Origin of the sequence: Xanthomarina gelatinilytica (genome assembly GCF_000348685.1) — a bacterium.
Classification (GTDB): Bacteria; Bacteroidota; Bacteroidia; order Flavobacteriales; family Flavobacteriaceae; genus Xanthomarina; species Xanthomarina gelatinilytica.
Map to the genome: position 1 here is coordinate 119,904 of NZ_ANLA01000010.1, position 19,118 is coordinate 139,021.

The following is a 19,118-nucleotide window of genomic DNA, read 5'->3' on the forward strand; positions in this document are numbered from 1 at the left end:
GAAAAAAATTTAACCGTGTTAAAAGCAGTATTATTTGATATGGATGGCGTGATAGTGGATACAGAGCCTCTTCACCACAAAGCCTATTTTGGGATGTTCAATAGCTTAAAAATAGAGGTTAGCGAAGCACATTACCAAACTTTCACAGGACAATCTACCATGAACGTTTGCAAAAGCCTTTGCAGCCAATTTAAACTACACAACAATCCAGAAGAATTGGTTCAAATAAAGAGACAAATTTTTAAGGATTTATTTAAAAACGACCCTAATTTACAGCTTATTGATGGTGTTTTGGATTTGATAAAGGATTATCATGAAAATGGTTTGACACTTGTTTTGGCTTCCTCTGCCTCTATGGGGACCATAGAAAGCGTTTTTAACAGGTTTGATTTGGATCAATACTTTTTGGCAAAACTAAGTGGAGCCGATTTAAAAGCTTCAAAGCCTCATCCAGAGATATTTGTTAAAGCTGCCGAAGTAAGTGGTTACAACAAAAAGAATTGTTTGGTAATTGAAGATTCCACTAATGGCATTAAAGCAGCAAATGCAGCTAACATATTTTGTGTTGGCTATAAAAGTGCCCATTCAAAAAATCAGGATTATAGCAAAGCCAATTTTATAATAAACGATTTCAAAGAAATTGAATATAACCGTGTTAAGTTGTTTTTTTAACCTTTTTTAATCCAGAATTACAAGATACATTAACATGTTATGAAAACAAAAAAGACCTACCGTAACAGTAAGTCTTTTTGTGAGCCCGATAGGATTCGAACCTATGACCGCCTCCTTAGAAGGGAGGTGCTCTATCCAGCTGAGCTACGAGCCCGTAACTCTTAAAAATTGTCGGGGTGGCAGGATTCGAACCTGCGACCTCCGCGTCCCAAACGCGGCGCGATAACCGGGCTACGCTACACCCCGAATTGGTTATCTTTTTGTCAAAAAAATTGCGGAGAGACAGGGATTCGAACCCTGGCGACACTTACGCGTCGACAGATTAGCAATCTGCTCCATTACCACTCTGGCACCTCTCCTTAATATTTAATGAACTTTAGCAATAAAATTGCGGATGCAAATGTAACGCATATCACTTAAGAACGCAACTATTTTTTTTAATTTTTTAAATATTTATTCTGGATATTCAATACGTAAGTGATAAATGTTTGCTAGCTTGTGTTTTAGCACTTTTTTTATGGATTGAATTTCTTTAAAAGTAATGTTGGCATTTAAAAATTGTTCGTCGACCATTTGTTTGTTTATTATGTTTTCAACAAATGCATCAATTTTACTGGAAGTAGGCTCTTTTAAGCTTTTTGAAGCTGCTTCCACACTATCGCACATCATTAAAATAGCTGTTTCTTTACTAAAAGGTTTGGGTCCTGGATATTTAAATTGGTTTTTATCAATGCTGTCGTCTATTTCTTTTTCTTTCATATAAAAATAATAAACCAAACTGGTGCCATGATGCGTTCTTATAAAGTCTATAACACGATCTGGCAAATTGTTTTTCTTTGCTATTTCTATACCATTGATTACATGGTCTATAATAACCTTGGCACTTTCCTTGGAAGACAATTCATCATGAGGATTGATTCCGGTAGATTGGTTTTCTGTAAAATAAGTGGGATTCATCATTTTACCAATATCATGGTACAAAGCACCTACTCTAACCAACATGGCATTTGCACCAATCTCGTTCGCAGATGCTTCTGCTAAATTGGCTACATTTAATGAATGATGAAAAGTTCCTGGGGCTTTGTTGGAAAGTTCTTTCAATAGTTTGGTATTGGTATCGGATAATTCCAAAAGCGACACATCAGACACCAGGCCAAATAGTTTTTCATAAGCATAAATTAAAGGTTGAACAAACAAAGTAGCCAACCCACAAAGCACAAACATCCCAAAGGTTTCCCATTTTAATGTTTCCACACTCCCTTCATGAATGACAAAAAAAGCAAAATATGCTATAATGTATATTAGTGTGATCTGTCCAACTGAAATGAACAAATTAGCTCGTTTGTAAAGCTCTGAAACAGTTAAAATAGTTACAATTCCCGCAATTATTTGAAGGAACATGTATTCATAGCTGTTAGGTACAATGGAACCTAACAAAAGCACTGTAATAACGTGGGAAAACAACCCTAAACGTGCATCAAAAAATGCTTTTAATACTAAAGGTAAAATACATATGGGAACTACATAGATATACTGAGAGTTATAGTTTACAACCAGAGTGGTTATAAAAACCATTAAAAACACGTTAAAGAAAATAAAAGTTACTTTGGTGTTGTTTTCAAAAATATCATTTCTGTACTTTCTTAAAAACAACAACAGCATTAATAAAGCCAAGGAAACCAATAAGGTATAAGCAAAAACAATCCAATAATAATTGGATTTTGTCCACACTTGGGATTCGTATTCCGATTCCAAGGATTTCAGTTTTTGGTATTTATCCCCTTCAACCACTTCGCCTTTGGAAATAATAAGGGTACCTTTCTCCACACTTCCCCTTGTAAACGAAATTTTTTCCAGATCGCTCTGCAAAGCTTTTTCAGTAAATGCTTTATCGTAACTCAGGTTAGGTTCTATAACTTCAAAAAACAAAGCAATAAAGGGTTTTTGAAACTGCATGAAGCCCTCCTTGGCAAGTTGGCTCGTAAGGATATCCTTAATGTTGTTTTGTTTTATTAAATCGGAATACCTTACAGTTTGTTTTTCTGTACGTCCTTCCAGTAAAATGGCTTTTTTACCCTCTGCGAATGCATAATCTTCATCTAAAACGCCATTAACATAAAGTTTATCAATAATGTTCAATCCCAAATTATATAAATGGGTTTTATTGGAAGTTACCAAAGAGTCTGGAAGTTCCAGTTTAAATTCAGATTTATATTCAGAAATAACGCGATCAACAACTCCCAATTCAACGTTAAAATACAAATTGGCTTTATCTGTAATTTCTTTTTTTTCTGCTTTTATTTCATCATCCGTTTTCTTGATTGCAAAATCAAATGGTGCATATAAATTTTCAGACTGCCAAGGTTTTCCTTTTTCAAAATTGTATTTAAATTTACCACTCTTTGGAAATAAATAAACTATTAAAAATGTGGTGCTTATAAAAAGTATAAGCTTGTAAGCCAAGGAATGATTTCTATATAAAAAATTAATAAAGTCTTTCATTGATAAGGTTCAAGTATTCAAATGTAATAAAAATAACAGCGAAATTGGTGACTTATAATAAGGGAAACATTCTAAATTCTATTAAAAATTGATTAATTTTGCGTCATTAAAAATTAAACCCACATAAAATGAGCAAAGAAGTCGTAATTGTATCAGCAGCAAGAACACCAATAGGAAGTTTTTTAGGCGCATTATCTACTATTCCAGCACCTAAATTAGGAGCAATAGCCATAAAAGGAGCCTTAGATAAAATCCATTTAGATCCAAGCTTGGTCCAAGAAGTAATTATGGGTCATGTGGTTCAAGCTGGAGCAGGTCAAGCACCTGCAAGACAAGCTGCCATTTATGCTGGGATTCCAAATACAGTTCCATGTACAACCGTAAATAAAGTTTGCGCTTCTGGAATGAAAAGTGTTATGCAAGCTGCTCAAGCCATTGCTCTTGGTGATGCTGACATAATAGTAGCTGGAGGAATGGAAAACATGAGTATGATTCCACATTACTACCATGCCAGAACAGGAACAAAATTTGGTCCTGCAACCATGGAAGACGGCATGCAAAAAGACGGTTTGGTAGATGCCTATGACAATAATGCCATGGGAGTTTGTGCTGATGCGTGTGCAACAGAATATAAATTTTCACGAGAAGATCAAGATGCTTTTGCCATTCAGTCCTACAAACGTTCGGCTGCTGCTTGGGAAGCAGGCAAATTTGACAATGAAGTTGTTCCTGTTGAGGTGCCACAGCGTCGTGGCGATGCAATTGTAGTCTCCAAAGACGAAGAGTTTACTAATGTTAAAATAGATAAAATCCCTGCTTTACGACCTGCTTTTACAAAAGACGGAACCGTAACTGCTGCTAACGCTTCCACTATTAATGATGGTGCAGGAGCCATGGTTTTAATGAGCAAGGAAAAAGCCTTGGAATTAGGCTTAAAACCTTTGGCCACCATAACTGGATATGCTGATGCCGCCCAAGAACCAGAATGGTTTACCACAGCTCCTGCTAAAGCCTTGCCAAAAGCTTTGAACAAAGCTGGTATTTCTTTAAACGATGTAGATTATTTTGAATTCAACGAAGCTTTTTCTGTGGTTGGTTTGGCCAATATGAAAATTTTGGGGCTTAACGACACTAATGTAAACGTTAATGGTGGAGCTGTTTCTTTAGGTCATCCACTTGGTTGTTCTGGAGTTAGGATTTTAATTACCTTACTTAATGTTTTAGAACAAAACAATGCTAAAATTGGAGCAGCCGCTATCTGCAATGGTGGTGGTGGTGCTTCTGCTGTTGTAATTGAAAGAAACCAATAATTGTTATTTTTATTGTTATTATTCAATAAACATGAAACTTCAACTAATTGTCTTTTTTATTTAACGTGCTTATAAATAATTAACAATAATAGCGAATAAAAAATTCTTCTATGCAATACGGAATTTGTAATTTAAGCATTGTTCCTTTAAGATCTGAACCAGCCGACACCAGTGAATTGGTATCCCAAGTGTTGTATGGCGATTATTTTAAGGTTTTGGAACAACGTAAGTCTTGGAGCAAAATCCGTCTTGGTTTTGACAAATATGAAGGTTGGGTTGACAACAAACAATACGTTGAGATTACTGTAGAGCAATATGAAGCACTTCATCTGGAAGCCCCTATTTTATCAAAGGATTTGGTAGAGTTTGTTGAAGATGTTAACCAACAGCTTTATGCCATACCATTAGGGTCTTCCCTTAACGGATTGCCTCTTTTAAAGCACACTCATGATGGTGCTGTTATTAACGAGATAAAACCTAAACAAAATATTATTGAAACAGCATTTATGTATTTAAATGCGCCTTATTTATGGGGAGGAAAAACGCCTTTTGGCATTGATTGCTCCGGATTTACACAAATGGTTTACAAATTAAATGGTTACAAACTTTTAAGGGATGCTTCGCAACAATCCACTCAAGGGGAACCTTTAAGCTTTATAGAAGAAAGCGAGCCAGGAGATTTGGCTTTCTTTGATAATAATGAGGGACAAATTGTTCATGTAGGTATTATTATGAAAGACAACTACATTATCCATGCCCATGGCAAAGTGCGTATAGATAGGTTAGACCATTCTGGCATATACAATCATGAGAAGCGTATGCATACACATAAGCTTAGGGTTATAAAGAAAATTATATAAAATAAAAAAAAGCTGCAATTTTAAATTGCAGCTTTTTTTATGTTAATGTTAAAGGAATTAATTTCCTATTAAAGCATCTACTTTTGCTTTCATGGCTTTATACTTTTCAGTATCACCAGTAGCACTGTAAATATTCATTAGTGTTTTTGCAGCATCAATATTATCTGGATCTACTTTCATAACAGATTCCAAATAAGGAATGGCGCTTTTGTAAATTTTGGTACGTTGTAACTTTAATTCGTCATAACGTTTGTTGTCTGCAGGCGAACTACCAAGACTGTTCATTTCTTCGATTAAAGCTTTTTCTTGGTCCAAAATCATGGCTGCCATGTTAATTTCGGCATTGGTATAAGTTGGATCCAATTCTATAGCTCTATCGTAGTATTTTTTTGCAGAATCAAAATCACCAGATTCTTGAGACATTACTCCTAAATTAAATTGTAACTCTGGGTTGTTTGGATCTTTCTCTGTAGCTTCTTGTAACAATTGCTTGAATTTTTCTTTGTTTCCAGATTGGAAATACAAGTTAGCATGGGAAATCAATAAATTTAAATCGTCTGGATTTGCCTGTCTTGCTTTTTCCATGGCTGCCAAAGCTTTATCATTCTCGCCTCTGTTGGTGTATATTAGAGCTATGTTTTTAACTATTTCTGCTTGTTTGGACTCGGTATCTCTCTCGCCAGGTTTTAAATGAGTACCACCTTTTACAGATAAATCCCTAATGGATTTATTTTGAAAGATTTCTTCTTCTCCTGTTTCTTTGTCAATAGCATAATATTCTTTTTCAATACCAGTATATCCCAAATCATCCAATTCTTCAAATAACACCAAAGCTCTATCAAACTCTTGAACTCCTGTTGCTGTTATTGCAGCATAGTATAAATACAAAGTGTCTTTAGTTGAAACCCTGTAAGCATTTTCAAAGTTTTTTGATGAAACACTGTAATCTTTATTTTCATAGGCATCATTTGCTTTTTTAACAAAAGACTGAATCATGGTTTTTTTCAATTCTGCAGTTTCTTCAGTCAAATCACCTTCTATCAACCCTAAGCTTTTAAGCGCTTTGGATACATCATCGTTACTGGCAGCTCCATTGGCATATAAAGCCTCTGCGTTTAAATAATAGTATTCAGCTTTATATTTATCCTCCATGGTAGCTGGATTCAGCTGTCCCAATATGGATTTAGCTTCAGCAAAGTTGTTGTCTTTTATTGCTTTTTCAGCAGATCTTAATTCTTTTTTTTGTGCAAAAGAAAATGTAGTTACAAGTACTGCTAAAGCAACTATAAATTGTTTTTTCATTGTTTTTAAATAATTAAATTGTTTGTTGTTTTTTTATTCGTCTTCTTGGGATTTATCAAGAGTTGTGCCATCTTCATTTTGGTTGGAGATTTGGGTAGTATCTGGAGTTATTAGGTCTCCGTTTTCATCTACCTCATCTTCATCATGCATAACTTTGGCTACAGCTGCAATTGAGTCGTTTCCTTTTAGGTTTATTAACTTAACCCCTTGTGTTGCTCTTCCCATTACCCTTAAATCTTCCACTGCCATTCTTATAGCAATACCAGATTTGTTAATGATCATTAAATCATCATGATCGGTCACGTTTTTAATGGCAACAAGGTTTCCTGTTTTTTCTGTTATGGAAATGGTTTTAACTCCTTTTCCTCCTCTGTTTGTGATTCTGTAATCTTCTAGACTAGAGCGTTTTCCATATCCATTTTCTGAAACTACCAGAATGTCGCTATCCATGTCATCTACAGCTATCATTCCAACAACTTCATCTGTTTTTTCATTGGCCAACCTGATGCCTCTTACACCTGAAGCACTACGTCCCATAGGTCTTGTTTTGGCTTCTTCAAAACGAATGGCCTTACCGGATTTTAAGGCCAGCATAACCTGACTTTCTCCTGTTGTTAATTTAGCTTCCAGTAATTCGTCGTCTTCTTTAATGGTAATGGCATTGATACCGTTTGTTCTAGGTCTGGAATATTGTTCTAAAGACGTCTTTTTTACCTGTCCTTTCTTAGTGGCCATGATGACATAATGACTGTTGATGTAATCTTCGTCTTTTAAGTCTTGGGTACAAATAAAAGCTTTAACAGCATCATCTTGCTCAATATTGATTAAGTTCTGTATAGCTCTACCTTTGGATGTTTTACTTCCTTCTGGAATTTCGTAAACACGCATCCAGAAACATTTTCCTTTTTGGGTAAAGAACAACATGTACTGATGGTTGGTTCCAACAAATAAATACTCCAAGAAATCTTCGTTTCTTGTGGTTGAAGCTTTTTGGCCAACACCTCCTCTATTTTGGGTTTTGTATTCGTTTAAAGACGTACGTTTAATGTATCCAGCATGCGAAATGGTAATCACCACTTTTTCGTCTGGAATCATGTCTTCAATACTCAAGTCACCTCCAGCATATTCAATTGTAGAGCGACGCTCATCGCCATATTTCTGTTTAACTTCTTCCAATTCTGTTTTGATAATCTCCATACGACGTTCTTTTTTATCAAGAATGTCTTTTAAATCTTCGATGGTTTTCATCAATTCTTCGTACTCAGAACGCAATTTGTCTTGCTCCAGTCCTGTAAGCTGACGTAAACGCATCTCTACAATGGCTTTCGCTTGAATTTCCGACAGTTTAAAACGTTCTATTAACTTTTCACGAGCTTCATCAGCATTTGAAGAGGCACGAATAAGCGCTATTACTTCGTCTATATTATCCGAAGCAATAATCAATCCTTCAAGAATATGAGCGCGTTCTTCAGCTTTTCTCAGTTCGTAAGTGGTTCTTCTTACCACTACTTCATGTCTGTGTTCTACAAAATAATGAATAAGCTCTTTTAAGTTCAATAATTGAGGCCTTCCATTTACAAGCGCAATATTGTTCACACTAAAAGATGACTGTAAGGCTGTGTATTTGTATAATTTGTTTAAAACAATGTTAGGAATGGCATCACGCTTTAAAACATATACAATACGCATACCATTTCTGTCAGACTCATCACGTATGGTTGCAATACCTTCCAACTTCTTCTCGTTTACCAAATCTGCAGTTTTCTTAATCATGTCTGCTTTGTTCACGAGATAAGGGATTTCACTCACTATAATGCATTCCCTTCCTTGAACTTCTTCAATATTGGCTTTACCTCTCATGACAATTCGTCCACGACCTGTATGAAATGCTTCTTTTACGCCATCGTAACCATAAATGGTACCACCAGTAGGAAAATCTGGAGCTTTAACATGGGTTATCAATTCATCAATTTCAATGTCGTTGTTGTCAATGTACGCAATGGTACCATCAACAACTTCACTTAAGTTATGAGGAGGCATGTTTGTTGCCATACCTACAGCAATTCCTGAAGCCCCATTTACCAAAAGGCCTGGAATTCTTGTTGGCAACACTGTGGGCTCTTGTAAGGTATCGTCAAAATTCAGCTTGTGGTCCACTGTTTCTTTATCGATATCTGCCAGCATATCTTCCGATATTTTACGCATACGTGCCTCTGTATAACGCATTGCTGCAGGACTATCGCCATCAATAGACCCAAAGTTTCCTTGTCCATCTACCAGCATGTAACGCAAGCTCCACTCTTGGGCCATACGTACCATAGCATCGTAAACAGAAGTATCTCCATGTGGATGATACTTTCCTAAAACTTCCCCAACAATTCTCGCTGATTTTTTGTGTGCTCCTGTTGCTCTAACTCCCAATTCGTGCATGCCATAAAGCACACGTCTGTGAACCGGTTTTAAGCCATCTCTTACATCTGGTAAAGCACGTGACACAATGACTGACATTGAGTAATCAATGTAAGCCGACTTCATTTCATCTTCAATGTTTATTGGAATGAGTTTTTCTCCTTCTGCCATATATAATTTAATTAGTTTTTTTCAAGTTTTTCAAATCGTGCTAATATAACCATTTCATCAGTTATAGTAAGTCTTTCTTATGTATTTTTTGAAGTTTTTTATTAACAATTTAATACTGGATTATTTAATAAGTAAGCTGTTAAATATTTTGATTTTATTAAGTTTTTTTTGTCTATTAGCACAAAACCTATATTTTAAGGTATGGTTTTTGTTTTTAGTAAGATGATTTTATTATTTTTAATGAAGAAAGGATTAATATATGGATGATAATTTTTCCCCAAGAGTAAAAGATGTTATTGCTTACAGCAAAGAAGAAGCATTGCGTTTAGGCCATGACTTTATAGGTACCGAACATTTAATGCTTGGTTTGCTTCGTGATGGTAGTGGCAAAGCCATAAACATATTAAATGCACTAGAAATAGATTTAAATCATTTAAGACGAAAAGTTGAGATATTAAGTCCTGCTAACCCTAACGTGGCTGTGGTTTCTAACGAAAAAAAGAACTTGCACCTAACCAGACAGGCAGAACGCGCTTTAAAAACAACCTTTTTGGAAGCCAAGTTATTTCAAAGCAATTCCATTAATACAGCGCATTTACTGCTCTGTATTTTAAGAAACGAAAACGATCCAACTACCAAGCTGTTGAACAAGCTAAAAGTGGATTACGATAACGCAAAAGAACAATTTAAGTTTATGATAACGAACGAAGAAGATTATATAGAACCTAAAGCAGAATCGTTTCAAGATGATGATGCCAATATGGATGACGATACGTCTAAAGACAATCTGTTCAACTCTCCATCATCTAAAGCAAATAAAAAATCAAAAACACCTGTTTTGGATAATTTTGGTAGAGACCTTACTGCTATGGCAGAAGAAGGGAAACTCGATCCTGTAGTTGGTAGGGAAAAAGAAATTGAACGTGTCTCGCAAATTTTAAGTAGAAGAAAGAAAAACAACCCACTTTTAATTGGAGAACCTGGTGTTGGTAAATCTGCCATTGCCGAAGGTTTGGCAAATAGAATTGTTAAAAGAAAAGTCTCCAGGATTTTATTCAACAAACGTGTAGTAACACTGGACTTGGCTAGCTTGGTTGCTGGAACAAAATACCGAGGGCAATTTGAGGAACGCATGAAAGCCGTTATGAATGAACTGGAAAAAAATGACGATATCATTCTTTTTATAGACGAAATACACACCATTGTTGGAGCTGGAGGAGCTACAGGAAGCTTAGATGCTTCAAACATGTTTAAACCCGCTTTGGCTCGTGGAGAAATACAATGTGTTGGTGCAACCACTTTAGACGAGTACAGACAATATATTGAAAAAGATGGTGCCTTGGAACGTCGTTTTCAAAAAGTGATTATTGAGCCTACCAGTGTTGAAGAAACCATAGAGATCTTAAACAACATCAAGGATAAATATGAAACGCACCACAATGTAGATTACACACCTGAAGCTATTGAAGCTTGTGTAAAGCTAACAAACAGATACATGACAGATCGATTCTTGCCAGACAAAGCTATAGACGCCTTGGACGAAGCAGGTTCCCGTGTGCACATTAAAAATATCAATGTCCCAAAACAGGTCTTGGAACTAGAAAAACAATTGGAAGCCGTAAAAGAAACCAAAACCACCGTTGTTAAAAAGCAGAAATACGAAGAAGCTGCCAAACTTAGGGACGACGAAAAACGCTTGGAGAAAGAATTGGCCGTAGCTCAAGAAAAATGGGAAGAAGAAACCAAGCTTCACCGTGAAATAGTAACAGAGGAAAATGTAGCAGATGTTGTATCCATGATGACTGGCATTCCCGTTAATAGAATTGCACAAACAGAAAGCACCAAATTGGCTCAATTACCAGAACTGATAAAAGGTAAAGTCATTGGTCAGGACGATGCTGTTTCTAAGGTTGTAAAGGCTATTCAACGTAACAGAGCCGGATTAAAAGACCCAAACAAACCCATTGGATCTTTTATATTTTTAGGTCAAACAGGAGTTGGAAAAACACAATTGGCCAAAGTTTTGTCCAAACAACTATTTGACAGTGAAGACTCACTTGTCAGAATTGATATGAGCGAATATATGGAGAAATTTGCCATTTCCAGATTGGTTGGGGCCCCTCCAGGATACGTTGGTTATGAAGAAGGAGGACAATTAACCGAAAAGATAAGACGCAAACCTTATGCCGTTGTATTATTGGATGAAATTGAAAAAGCGCATCCAGATGTCTTCAATATGCTTTTGCAAGTACTTGATGATGGTTATTTAACTGATAGTCTTGGAAGAAAAATTGATTTTAGAAATACCATCATTATCATGACCTCCAACATAGGTTCCAGAAAGCTAAAAGATTTTGGAACTGGAGTTGGATTTGGTACAGCTTCGCAAAAAGCCCAAGAAGATGCCAATGCCAGAAGTGTAATTGAAAATGCACTTAAAAAAGCTTTTGCACCTGAGTTTTTAAATAGAATTGACGATGTTATTGTTTTCAATGCCTTGGAGAGAGAGGACATTGACAAAATTATCGACATTGAGCTTGAAAAATTAATAGAACGCATTAAAGCCTTAGGTTACACGCTTAAATTAAGCAAAAAAGCTAAAGATTACATTGCAGATAAAGGTTTTGACAAGCAGTATGGAGCCAGGCCACTTAAACGTGCCATTCAAAAATACATTGAAGATAAATTGGCTGAAGAAATTATAAACTCCAACATTCAGGAAGGCGATACCATTGCCATGGATTTAGATAGTAAATCCCAAGAGTTAACAGTAAAAGTTGAGAAGGCAAAAAACACCACTAAATCTTAACTTTTTAAAAGCTTATTACATTAAAAAACGCCATTAAAATAATTCATGGCGTTTTTTAATTCCGTAATTGTTTATTTACTAATTTTACTATATAAATAATCTTGTTATGTCAAATATCATTAGTTTACCATTTGGCACAGTTTCCATGCACGACAACTATATGGTTGCGGTTATGAACGAAGGCGTAACAGTAAACCCTGAAATTAACAGCGTTTTAGAAGAGTTGGCAGTAAACCATTTCCAAGACAAAAAATTTGTATATATAACCCATAGAGTCAACTCTTATTCGGTTGATCCCAATATCTATTTTAAAACTTCACAAATACCCAATTTAGTCGGATTTGCCGTGGTTTTGGGTAGAAAGATAAGATTGGACAACCTGGCTTTGGAAAAAATGTTTTTTTCGAAACCCTTTAAAAGTTTTAAGTCGCTTAACAAAGCTATAGAATGGGCAAACGAATTGTGCGCTAAGACTTAAAACAACTCGTTACTATCCACTTGTAAATTATTTAAAAACACAATGGAGTTGTCAATATCTTTATAAAGTTCCCTGTCAAAAGCCACAAAAGGGACTTCCGTTCTATACACATTCAAAAATCTTTCCAAAAACCCTGAAGATTTTAAAGGAGCTCTCAAACACAAGGCTTGAGATGCGTTAAACAGCTCAATGGCCAACACACGTTTTACATTATCTATCAATCTATATGCTTGTGTTGCAGCATTGGCTCCCATACTCACATGGTCTTCCTGGCCATTGCTTGAAACAATACTGTCTATACTTGCTGGTGCAGCCAATTGTTTGTTGGCACTTACTATACTTGCTGCTGTATATTGTGGAATCATAAACCCAGAATTCAATCCTGGACTATCAACCAAAAACGCTGGCAATCCCCTTAATCCTGAAACCAACTGAAACACACGTCTTTCTGAAATATTTCCTAACTCTGCCATAGCTATCTTTAAATAATCCAAAGCCAAGGCTAAAGGCTGGCCGTGAAAATTACCTCCAGAGATAATTTCATCTTCTTGAGAAAAAATATTTGGATTATCAGTTACCGAGTTAATTTCAGTGATAAAAGTTTTTTCCACGAAAGACAAAGTATCTTTACTTGCGCCATGAACTTGTGGCATACATCTAAAAGAATATGGGTCTTGTACATGTATTTTTTCTTGTTGAATCAACTCACTACCTTCCAAGAATTCCCTAATACGTTCGGCCGTTTTTAACTGACCGTTGTGTGGTCTTACCAAATGAACCAACTCATTAAAAGGTTCTATCCTTCCATCAAAAGCATCTAAAGAGATACTTCCTATTAAATCGGCAAAATAAGAAAGCTTATAAGACTCAAACAACAAATAAATGCCATAAGCACTCATAAACTGCGTGCCGTTCAATAGTGCCAAACCTTCTTTGGACTGCATGGTAATTGGCTCCCAATTTAACTCTTTTAAAATGGCCTCTCCAGAATAAAGTTTGCCTTTATAAAACACCTCTCCTTTTCCTATTAACGGTAAAGCCAAATGTGCTAAAGGAGCTAAATCTCCTGATGCTCCCAAAGAGCCTTGTGTGAATATTTTTGGGTAAATACCAAAGTTATAAAAATCCACCAAACGCTCTACCGTTTGCAGTTGCACACCACTATGTCCATAACTTAAAGACTGGATTTTAAGCAAAAGCATTAACCTTACTATAGGTTGTGGCACTTCTTCTCCAGTTCCACAAGCATGTGACATCATTAAATTCTCTTGCAACTTTGTTAGGTTCTCTTTAGTTATTTTCACATTATACAAAGAACCAAAACCCGTATTTATGCCATATATGGGAAGATCCTGACTTTTCAGTTTTTCATTTAAATAGGTCCTGCAATTGGTAATCTTATCTTTTACTTCGTTAGAAAGCTCCAATTGCAAATTATCTGAAACAATGCTGTAGAGCGTTTTTAAATCCAGTTCTTTAGTAGAGATGTAGTGCTTGTTGTCCATGTTAAATTTAATTGGTTTCAAAATTCAACATTACAAATCTTTTATGCAAACATTTGTTAATAATTAACTGGAATGTTGAAAATTCTAATTAAACCTTTATTTTTGATAAAAATAAATAACCAACAATGAAAAAAATTTTATATCTATTACTTGCAATTGCAGTTATCTCTTGCCAAGAAGAACCTAAAGATTACGTTACGTTTTCGGGGAAAATAATCAATAAAAACAGCGACTCCATAGTTTTAAGAACACGCGATTACTCTAAAACCATTAAAGTGAATGAAGATGGCACATTTAGCGATACCTTGAAAGTGGATACAGGTATTTACAACTTTTTTGATGGTAGTGAGAGCACAAATGTCTTTCTAAAAAATGGGTTTGATATCAACATGACTTTAGACACCAAAGAATTTGACGAAACCATAACTTATACTGGAACAGGAGCTGAACACAGTAATTTTTTGGCTGAAAAATCCTTAAAAGAAGAAGAATTGCTGGATATGGACGAGTTAAGTACCATTACAGAAATGGATGAGCTTGACAAAGCGATGGAAAACATTAAAACAGAATTAAGTGAGTTTTATGCATCTAAAACTGGAATAGACTCTTCTTTAACAAACAATGCCGTTAAAGACATTGAGCCCATGTTGAAATTTTATAGAAGCTACTTGGCAGATGCCATTACCTTGAAAAAAGATCTACCAAAAGGTGCGCCATCTCCAACATTTGAAGATTACGAAAACGTAGATGGAACCACTACATCTTTTGAAGATTTAAAAGGGAAATACACATATATAGACGTTTGGGCTACTTGGTGTGGACCATGTAAAGCTGAAATCCCTTCATTAAAAGCACTGGAGAAAGAATACCATGACAAAAACATCCAGTTTTTAAGTTTATCCATTGATGACGACAGGTCTCATGGTGGATCTTGGGACAAAGCCCGTGAAGATTGGAAAGCCATGATAGCTGAAAAAGAATTGGGTGGAATTCAATTATTCGCGCCTAATGGCTGGCAAACCCCTTTTGTAAGGGAATATAAAATCAACGGGATTCCTAGATTTATTTTAATAGATCCAGATGGAAACATCGTGACTCCAGATGCTCCAAGACCTTCCAGTGAAAAACTGAAAGAGTTGTTTGACTCTTTAAACATTTAAATCAACTTTTAAAATACCATAAATAAAGCCACTCAACAGAGTGGCTTTATTTATTTCTTTTTATTCTCTTTAGCATTAGTTTCTTCTTGAGGTGGTTCTGGCTGCCAAAATAAATCTAAGTAAGCATCTCCAATTGTTTCAATAACATGACTGGCAATTAAACTTTGATAACCTGTTTTCTCAACAGCAATATCAGCCGATTTCCCATGTAAATAGACTCCAAAAATAGCAGCAACCAACGGATTGTATCCTTGTGCCAACAAACCAGTAATTACACCTGTTAAAACATCTCCAGTGCCACCAGTTGCCAAACCTGGATTTCCAGTGGTATTTACATAAAGTTTATCTTCCAAAACTGTAATGGTATTGGCTCCTTTAATTACAACCAAAACTTGGTGCTTTTTTGAAAAGGCCTTGGTTTTATTAAGTTTATCAAAATCGTCTTTCCAAGTACCAATTAAACGTTCCAGTTCTTTTGGATGTGGTGTTAAAATAGATCCTTCTGGTAAAAATTTCAACAAAGTTTTCTTTTTGGATAAAATATTCAAAGCATCGGCATCCACTACCAAAGGTGCTTTGTTTTTTCTAAGGAAATCTTCAAAAGCTATAATGGTTTTATCATGGGTTCCCAAACCAACACCTATACCAACAGCCGAAGGATTGAAATTCACTGCTATTTGGGTAATTAGTTCCTCATCGGTATCAGTCACAACCATAGCTTCCGGAAATGAGGTTTGCATAATTTGGTATCCACATTTTGGTAAGAATACCGTTACTAAGCCAGCACCTGAAGCTAAAGTAGCACGACTAGCCAGGGCTGCTGCACCTATTTTACCATAACTGCCACCAACAATTAAAGCATGTCCATAATGGCCTTTATTGGTGTATTTTTTTCTTGGTTTATAGAGGGTGAGCACTTCCTGTTTACCAATAAGTTCTGCTTCGGTTTCAGTTTTCATTAAAAACTCCCTGTCAATACCAATATCCAATACTTCCCACTCTTTAGAATATTTTGCTGTATCTGGTAAAAAGAATACCAATTTAGGCGATTGGAAACTTAAAGTAAAGTTTGCCCAAACCACGCCATCTTCATCTTTTGGCACTTGATCTGTGTGCAAGCCAGATGGAATATCAATGGCCAAAGTAAAGGCTTTTGACGTTTTAAAGTGCTGAAAGAGTTGTTTTACCCAATCGCCTACTTCCCTATTTAAACCTATACCAAAAACTGCATCAATAATTATATCGTCTGCTTCAATGGGTGGAAAGTCGTCTTTACAGCTTAACAAGGTTGGCCATTCTTTGGTAACATGCTTAATTTTATCGTAATTAATCAAAAAATCCTTCGAACGTTTATCGCTACAATTTACTACATAGGTATGCACATTGTAACCATAGGTCACCAAATGTCTTGCAACCACCAAACCATCTCCTCCATTATTACCAATGCCACAAAACACATGTATGGGCACTTGTGCTCCTTGCATTCTGGTATGCAGCCAATTAAATATTTGGATGCCTGCACGTTCCATAAGTTCCGTAGAGGAAATATCTTGTGTTTTGGTTGTTAATTTATCACCTTCGTAAACTTGTTCTTTGGATAGTATTTTCATGTAATGATATTCTTTTTCAATTGTTTTAAGAAATCTGTAAGTCTTTCAAAAATACAGTTAATTTTATATTCAGTAAAATAATACTTTTGAATTTGAAAAAAGCTGTCAACCAAAATTTAAAGATGACAAACATTACAAAAGCAAGCATGAAGGATTGCGACTTACTTGTTTCCATTGGAAGGCAATCTTTTTTGGAGTCTCATGGCAGCAGCGCACCAACAAAAGACATTGCAAATTATATAGATTCAAAATTTACAAGACAGCATTTTGAAACAGAAATGCAAGAGGCAAATACCTTTTTCTACCTGTTGCAATACCATGAAAAACCAATTGGTTACTCAAAAATCACTATAAATGCTTCACAAAAAAACATTACCTTTGCAGAGGTTGCAAAATTGGAAAGATTATACATACTGCAAGAATTTCATCATTTAAAACTAGGCTTGGAACTTTTTAGTTTTAATGTGAAACTTTCCAAACAACATAAGCAACTTGGCATGTGGTTATATGTATGGGTGGAAAACAAAAAAGCCATTGCTTTTTATGACAAAGCGGGATTTAGAATAATTGGAAGTTACGATTTTAAAATTTCTGAAACGCATTCAAACCCGAATCATCAAATGCTTTTAACGTTTTAAACAACCAAAAAAGAAAAGAATAAAATAAATCAATCCAAATTAGGCAAAACAAAATCGTCCAAAGCACTTTTTTCTTTCATTAGCTTTTCAATCTCTTCAGATGTGCGTGGTGCTTCAGCAGAAAGATTGACCGGACCATCTTCTGTGATTAATATATCGTCTTCAATACGCACACCAATTCCCCACCATTTTTCATCGCAATCGCTTCCTTTAGGAATGTATATCCCAGGCTCCACTGTAATTACCATATTAGGTTCAAAAGCGCCATATAATCCGGCATCGTGCACATCCAAACCTATATAGTGGGAAGTGCCATGAGGGAAATATTTTCTGGATTCTTCGGCAGTTTTAATAATACCCAACTCCAATAACCCTTGGGTTATAATATCCCTTCCAACTGTATCTGTGGCATTGTGTGGGTTTCCAACTACTGCTGCAGCGATACCAGCTTCTTGTGCCTTATACACCAAATCGTAAATGAGTTTTTGCTCTTTAGTAAATTTGCCGTTTGCAGGAATGGTCCTTGTAACATCTGCTGTATAACCATGATATTCGGCTCCTAAATCCATTAAAACCAAATCGTTTTCAACATGCATTTTACTATTGTCTATATAGTGTAACACACAGGCGTTATTACCTGCTCCAACAATACTTGGGTAACCTTCGTACTCGCTACCGTATTTTTTATACACGTATTCATGAACTCCTTGAATTTCGGTTTCAGACATGCCAGGATGCATGGCTTTCATTATTTCGCGCTGTCCCATGGCCGAAATCCGAATGGCCTTGGTTAGCAATACCATTTCTTCTGGAGTTTTTATTTGTCTTAAGGCTCCCATAATGGTTGATAATGTCTTTATATCCAAGTTACTTCTAGGGGTTTCTGCCTCTATCTTGATAACTTGTTGTTTTAATTCAATGCGTGTCTTGTTATCTGTAGTATTTACATATTCTGAAATTATTTTATCCTCTTTTAATTCTGGATAATATTGTATGGCTCTACCTAAATCCTTAATTAAATTGTCACTGTTTTCTGTGTTGGTGGTTTTAATCATTTCATAAGCACGTTCTTTTATAGGGTTTGGAAAACTTGTTTCATTGTAGTTCACTTGCTGTTTAAACGTTTCTACCAAACTATATAAATCGGCTGGATTACGTTTGGAATCCCTATAATCATTTTCAAAATCAAAAAACATCACTTTATCAAAAGCGCTATAGTCAATCCCCGAATTTTTAAATTCCGTTCCAAAAAACACCATATCAAAACCCAATTCCTTTTTGGCTCCTTCAACCCCTAAGCGTCTTCCATTGTAAAGTTCCATTCTAGCATTTTTTTCTTGAACATAAAGTATGTCTTTATAACTGTTGCCTTCTGGACTGGTTTGTTCTTCCGAAAAAATAACCAAGACAGCATGAGGTTCTTTAAAACCGGTTAAATAATAAAAATTGGGATCTTGATGGTATACGTAATCTACATCGTTTGCTCTATTCCTTATGGGATTGGCAAATAAAACAGCGACACTGTTTTCAGGCATTTTTTCCCTAAAGGCATCTCTTCGGCTTTTGTGGAAATCGGAACTCAAATAATCGGTTGGATTACCATCTTGAGCAAAAATCAATATTGAGAACAAACAAGTAAAAAGTGTAGTAATTGAAAGTTTCATCTGGAAAGGTTTTAATAATAAACTAAAA

The 19,118-nt window shown here is 35.6% G+C and carries 13 protein-coding genes and 3 tRNA genes; 7 read left to right on the forward strand and 9 right to left on the reverse strand.

What is annotated here, in order from left to right; all coding sequences use genetic code 11:
- Nucleotides 1-15: 15 nt before the first annotated feature.
- Nucleotides 16-672: an HAD family hydrolase gene (locus D778_RS07685; RefSeq protein ID WP_007649372.1), complete on the forward strand. Its 657-nt coding sequence runs from the start codon at nt 16-18 to the stop codon at nt 670-672.
- Nucleotides 673-752: 80 nt separating this feature from the next.
- Here the strand turns inward: D778_RS07685 and D778_RS07690 are convergent.
- The 4 genes from D778_RS07690 to D778_RS07705 form a co-directional block, all read right to left on the reverse strand.
- Nucleotides 753-826 (reverse strand) — tRNA-Arg (locus D778_RS07690).
- Between the two features lie 17 nt (nt 827-843).
- A tRNA-Pro gene (locus D778_RS07695) sits at nt 844-918 on the reverse strand.
- 29 nt (nt 919-947) lie between these two features.
- Nucleotides 948-1,031: transfer RNA gene (locus D778_RS07700), tRNA-Ser, on the reverse strand.
- Between the two features lie 94 nt (nt 1,032-1,125).
- Nucleotides 1,126-3,174, reverse strand: a complete 2,049-nt coding sequence (locus tag D778_RS07705; protein ID WP_007649374.1) for an HD family phosphohydrolase — start codon at nt 3,172-3,174, stop codon at nt 1,126-1,128.
- Nucleotides 3,175-3,302: 128 nt separating this feature from the next.
- On the opposite strand from D778_RS07705, the gene D778_RS07710 reads away from it, so the two are divergent.
- A complete protein-coding gene (locus tag D778_RS07710) occupies nt 3,303-4,484 on the forward strand; it encodes an acetyl-CoA C-acyltransferase (protein ID WP_007649376.1) in 1,182 nt (393 codons plus the stop codon).
- A 110-nt stretch (nt 4,485-4,594) separates the two neighbouring features.
- Complete coding sequence (locus D778_RS07715; protein WP_007649378.1) at nt 4,595-5,344, forward strand: C40 family peptidase; 750 nt, start codon at nt 4,595-4,597, stop codon at nt 5,342-5,344.
- Between the two features lie 57 nt (nt 5,345-5,401).
- Here D778_RS07715 and D778_RS07720 read toward each other — a convergent pair whose 3' ends face one another.
- Together D778_RS07720 and gyrA are read right to left on the reverse strand one after the other, a co-directional pair.
- Nucleotides 5,402-6,646: a tetratricopeptide repeat protein gene (locus D778_RS07720; protein ID WP_007649380.1), complete on the reverse strand. Its 1,245-nt coding sequence runs from the start codon at nt 6,644-6,646 to the stop codon at nt 5,402-5,404.
- A 33-nt stretch (nt 6,647-6,679) separates the two neighbouring features.
- Nucleotides 6,680-9,226: a DNA gyrase subunit A gene (gyrA, locus tag D778_RS07725; protein WP_007649382.1), complete on the reverse strand. Its 2,547-nt coding sequence runs from the start codon at nt 9,224-9,226 to the stop codon at nt 6,680-6,682.
- A gap of 259 nt (nt 9,227-9,485) precedes the next feature.
- Between gyrA and D778_RS07730 the strand changes: the two genes are divergently transcribed.
- Complete coding sequence (locus D778_RS07730; protein WP_007649384.1) at nt 9,486-12,035, forward strand: ATP-dependent Clp protease ATP-binding subunit; 2,550 nt, start codon at nt 9,486-9,488, stop codon at nt 12,033-12,035.
- Between the two features lie 106 nt (nt 12,036-12,141).
- Nucleotides 12,142-12,513, forward strand: coding sequence for a hypothetical protein (locus D778_RS07735; protein WP_007649386.1), 372 nt, complete (start codon nt 12,142-12,144; stop codon nt 12,511-12,513).
- On the opposite strand, the gene hutH is transcribed toward D778_RS07735, so the two are convergent.
- Nucleotides 12,510-14,018 (reverse strand): histidine ammonia-lyase, encoded by a 1,509-nt coding sequence (gene hutH, locus D778_RS07740; RefSeq protein ID WP_007649388.1) that lies wholly within the window; start codon nt 14,016-14,018, stop codon nt 12,510-12,512. The two genes, D778_RS07735 and hutH, sit on opposite strands and share 4 nt — an antisense overlap.
- Before the next feature lie 125 nt (nt 14,019-14,143).
- On the opposite strand from hutH, the gene D778_RS07745 reads away from it, so the two are divergent.
- Complete coding sequence (locus tag D778_RS07745) at nt 14,144-15,178, forward strand: TlpA family protein disulfide reductase (protein ID WP_007649391.1); 1,035 nt, start codon at nt 14,144-14,146, stop codon at nt 15,176-15,178.
- 50 nt (nt 15,179-15,228) lie between these two features.
- Here D778_RS07745 and D778_RS07750 read toward each other — a convergent pair whose 3' ends face one another.
- Nucleotides 15,229-16,788, reverse strand: coding sequence for a bifunctional ADP-dependent NAD(P)H-hydrate dehydratase/NAD(P)H-hydrate epimerase (locus D778_RS07750; protein WP_007649396.1), 1,560 nt, complete (start codon nt 16,786-16,788; stop codon nt 15,229-15,231).
- 122 nt (nt 16,789-16,910) lie between these two features.
- Between D778_RS07750 and D778_RS07755 the strand changes: the two genes are divergently transcribed.
- Entirely contained in the window at nt 16,911-17,426 is a 516-nt protein-coding gene (locus D778_RS07755; RefSeq protein WP_040491827.1) for a GNAT family N-acetyltransferase, read from the forward strand.
- Nucleotides 17,427-17,455: 29 nt separating this feature from the next.
- On the opposite strand, the gene D778_RS07760 is transcribed toward D778_RS07755, so the two are convergent.
- Entirely contained in the window at nt 17,456-19,090 is a 1,635-nt protein-coding gene (locus D778_RS07760; protein WP_007649408.1) for an aminopeptidase P family protein, read from the reverse strand.
- Between the last annotated feature and the right edge of the window lie 28 nt (nt 19,091-19,118).

Bases quoted from the DNA above. Each gene is read 5' to 3' on its own strand.
- D778_RS07755 (WP_040491827.1), top strand. From the start codon at position 16,911: ATGACAAACATTACAAAAGCAAGCATGAAGGATTGCGACTTACTTGTT.
- D778_RS07710 (WP_007649376.1), top strand. From the start codon at position 3,303: ATGAGCAAAGAAGTCGTAATTGTATCAGCAGCAAGAACACCAATAGGA.
- D778_RS07750 (WP_007649396.1), bottom strand. From the start codon at position 16,788: ATGAAAATACTATCCAAAGAACAAGTTTACGAAGGTGATAAATTAACA.
- D778_RS07715 (WP_007649378.1), top strand. From the start codon at position 4,595: ATGCAATACGGAATTTGTAATTTAAGCATTGTTCCTTTAAGATCTGAA.
- D778_RS07720 (WP_007649380.1), bottom strand. From the start codon at position 6,646: ATGAAAAAACAATTTATAGTTGCTTTAGCAGTACTTGTAACTACATTT.
- hutH (WP_007649388.1), bottom strand. From the start codon at position 14,018: ATGGACAACAAGCACTACATCTCTACTAAAGAACTGGATTTAAAAACG.
- D778_RS07735 (WP_007649386.1), top strand. From the start codon at position 12,142: ATGTCAAATATCATTAGTTTACCATTTGGCACAGTTTCCATGCACGAC.
- gyrA (WP_007649382.1), bottom strand. From the start codon at position 9,226: ATGGCAGAAGGAGAAAAACTCATTCCAATAAACATTGAAGATGAAATG.
- D778_RS07705 (WP_007649374.1), bottom strand. From the start codon at position 3,174: ATGAAAGACTTTATTAATTTTTTATATAGAAATCATTCCTTGGCTTAC.
- D778_RS07745 (WP_007649391.1), top strand. From the start codon at position 14,144: ATGAAAAAAATTTTATATCTATTACTTGCAATTGCAGTTATCTCTTGC.
- D778_RS07760 (WP_007649408.1), bottom strand. From the start codon at position 19,090: ATGAAACTTTCAATTACTACACTTTTTACTTGTTTGTTCTCAATATTG.
- D778_RS07730 (WP_007649384.1), top strand. From the start codon at position 9,486: ATGGATGATAATTTTTCCCCAAGAGTAAAAGATGTTATTGCTTACAGC.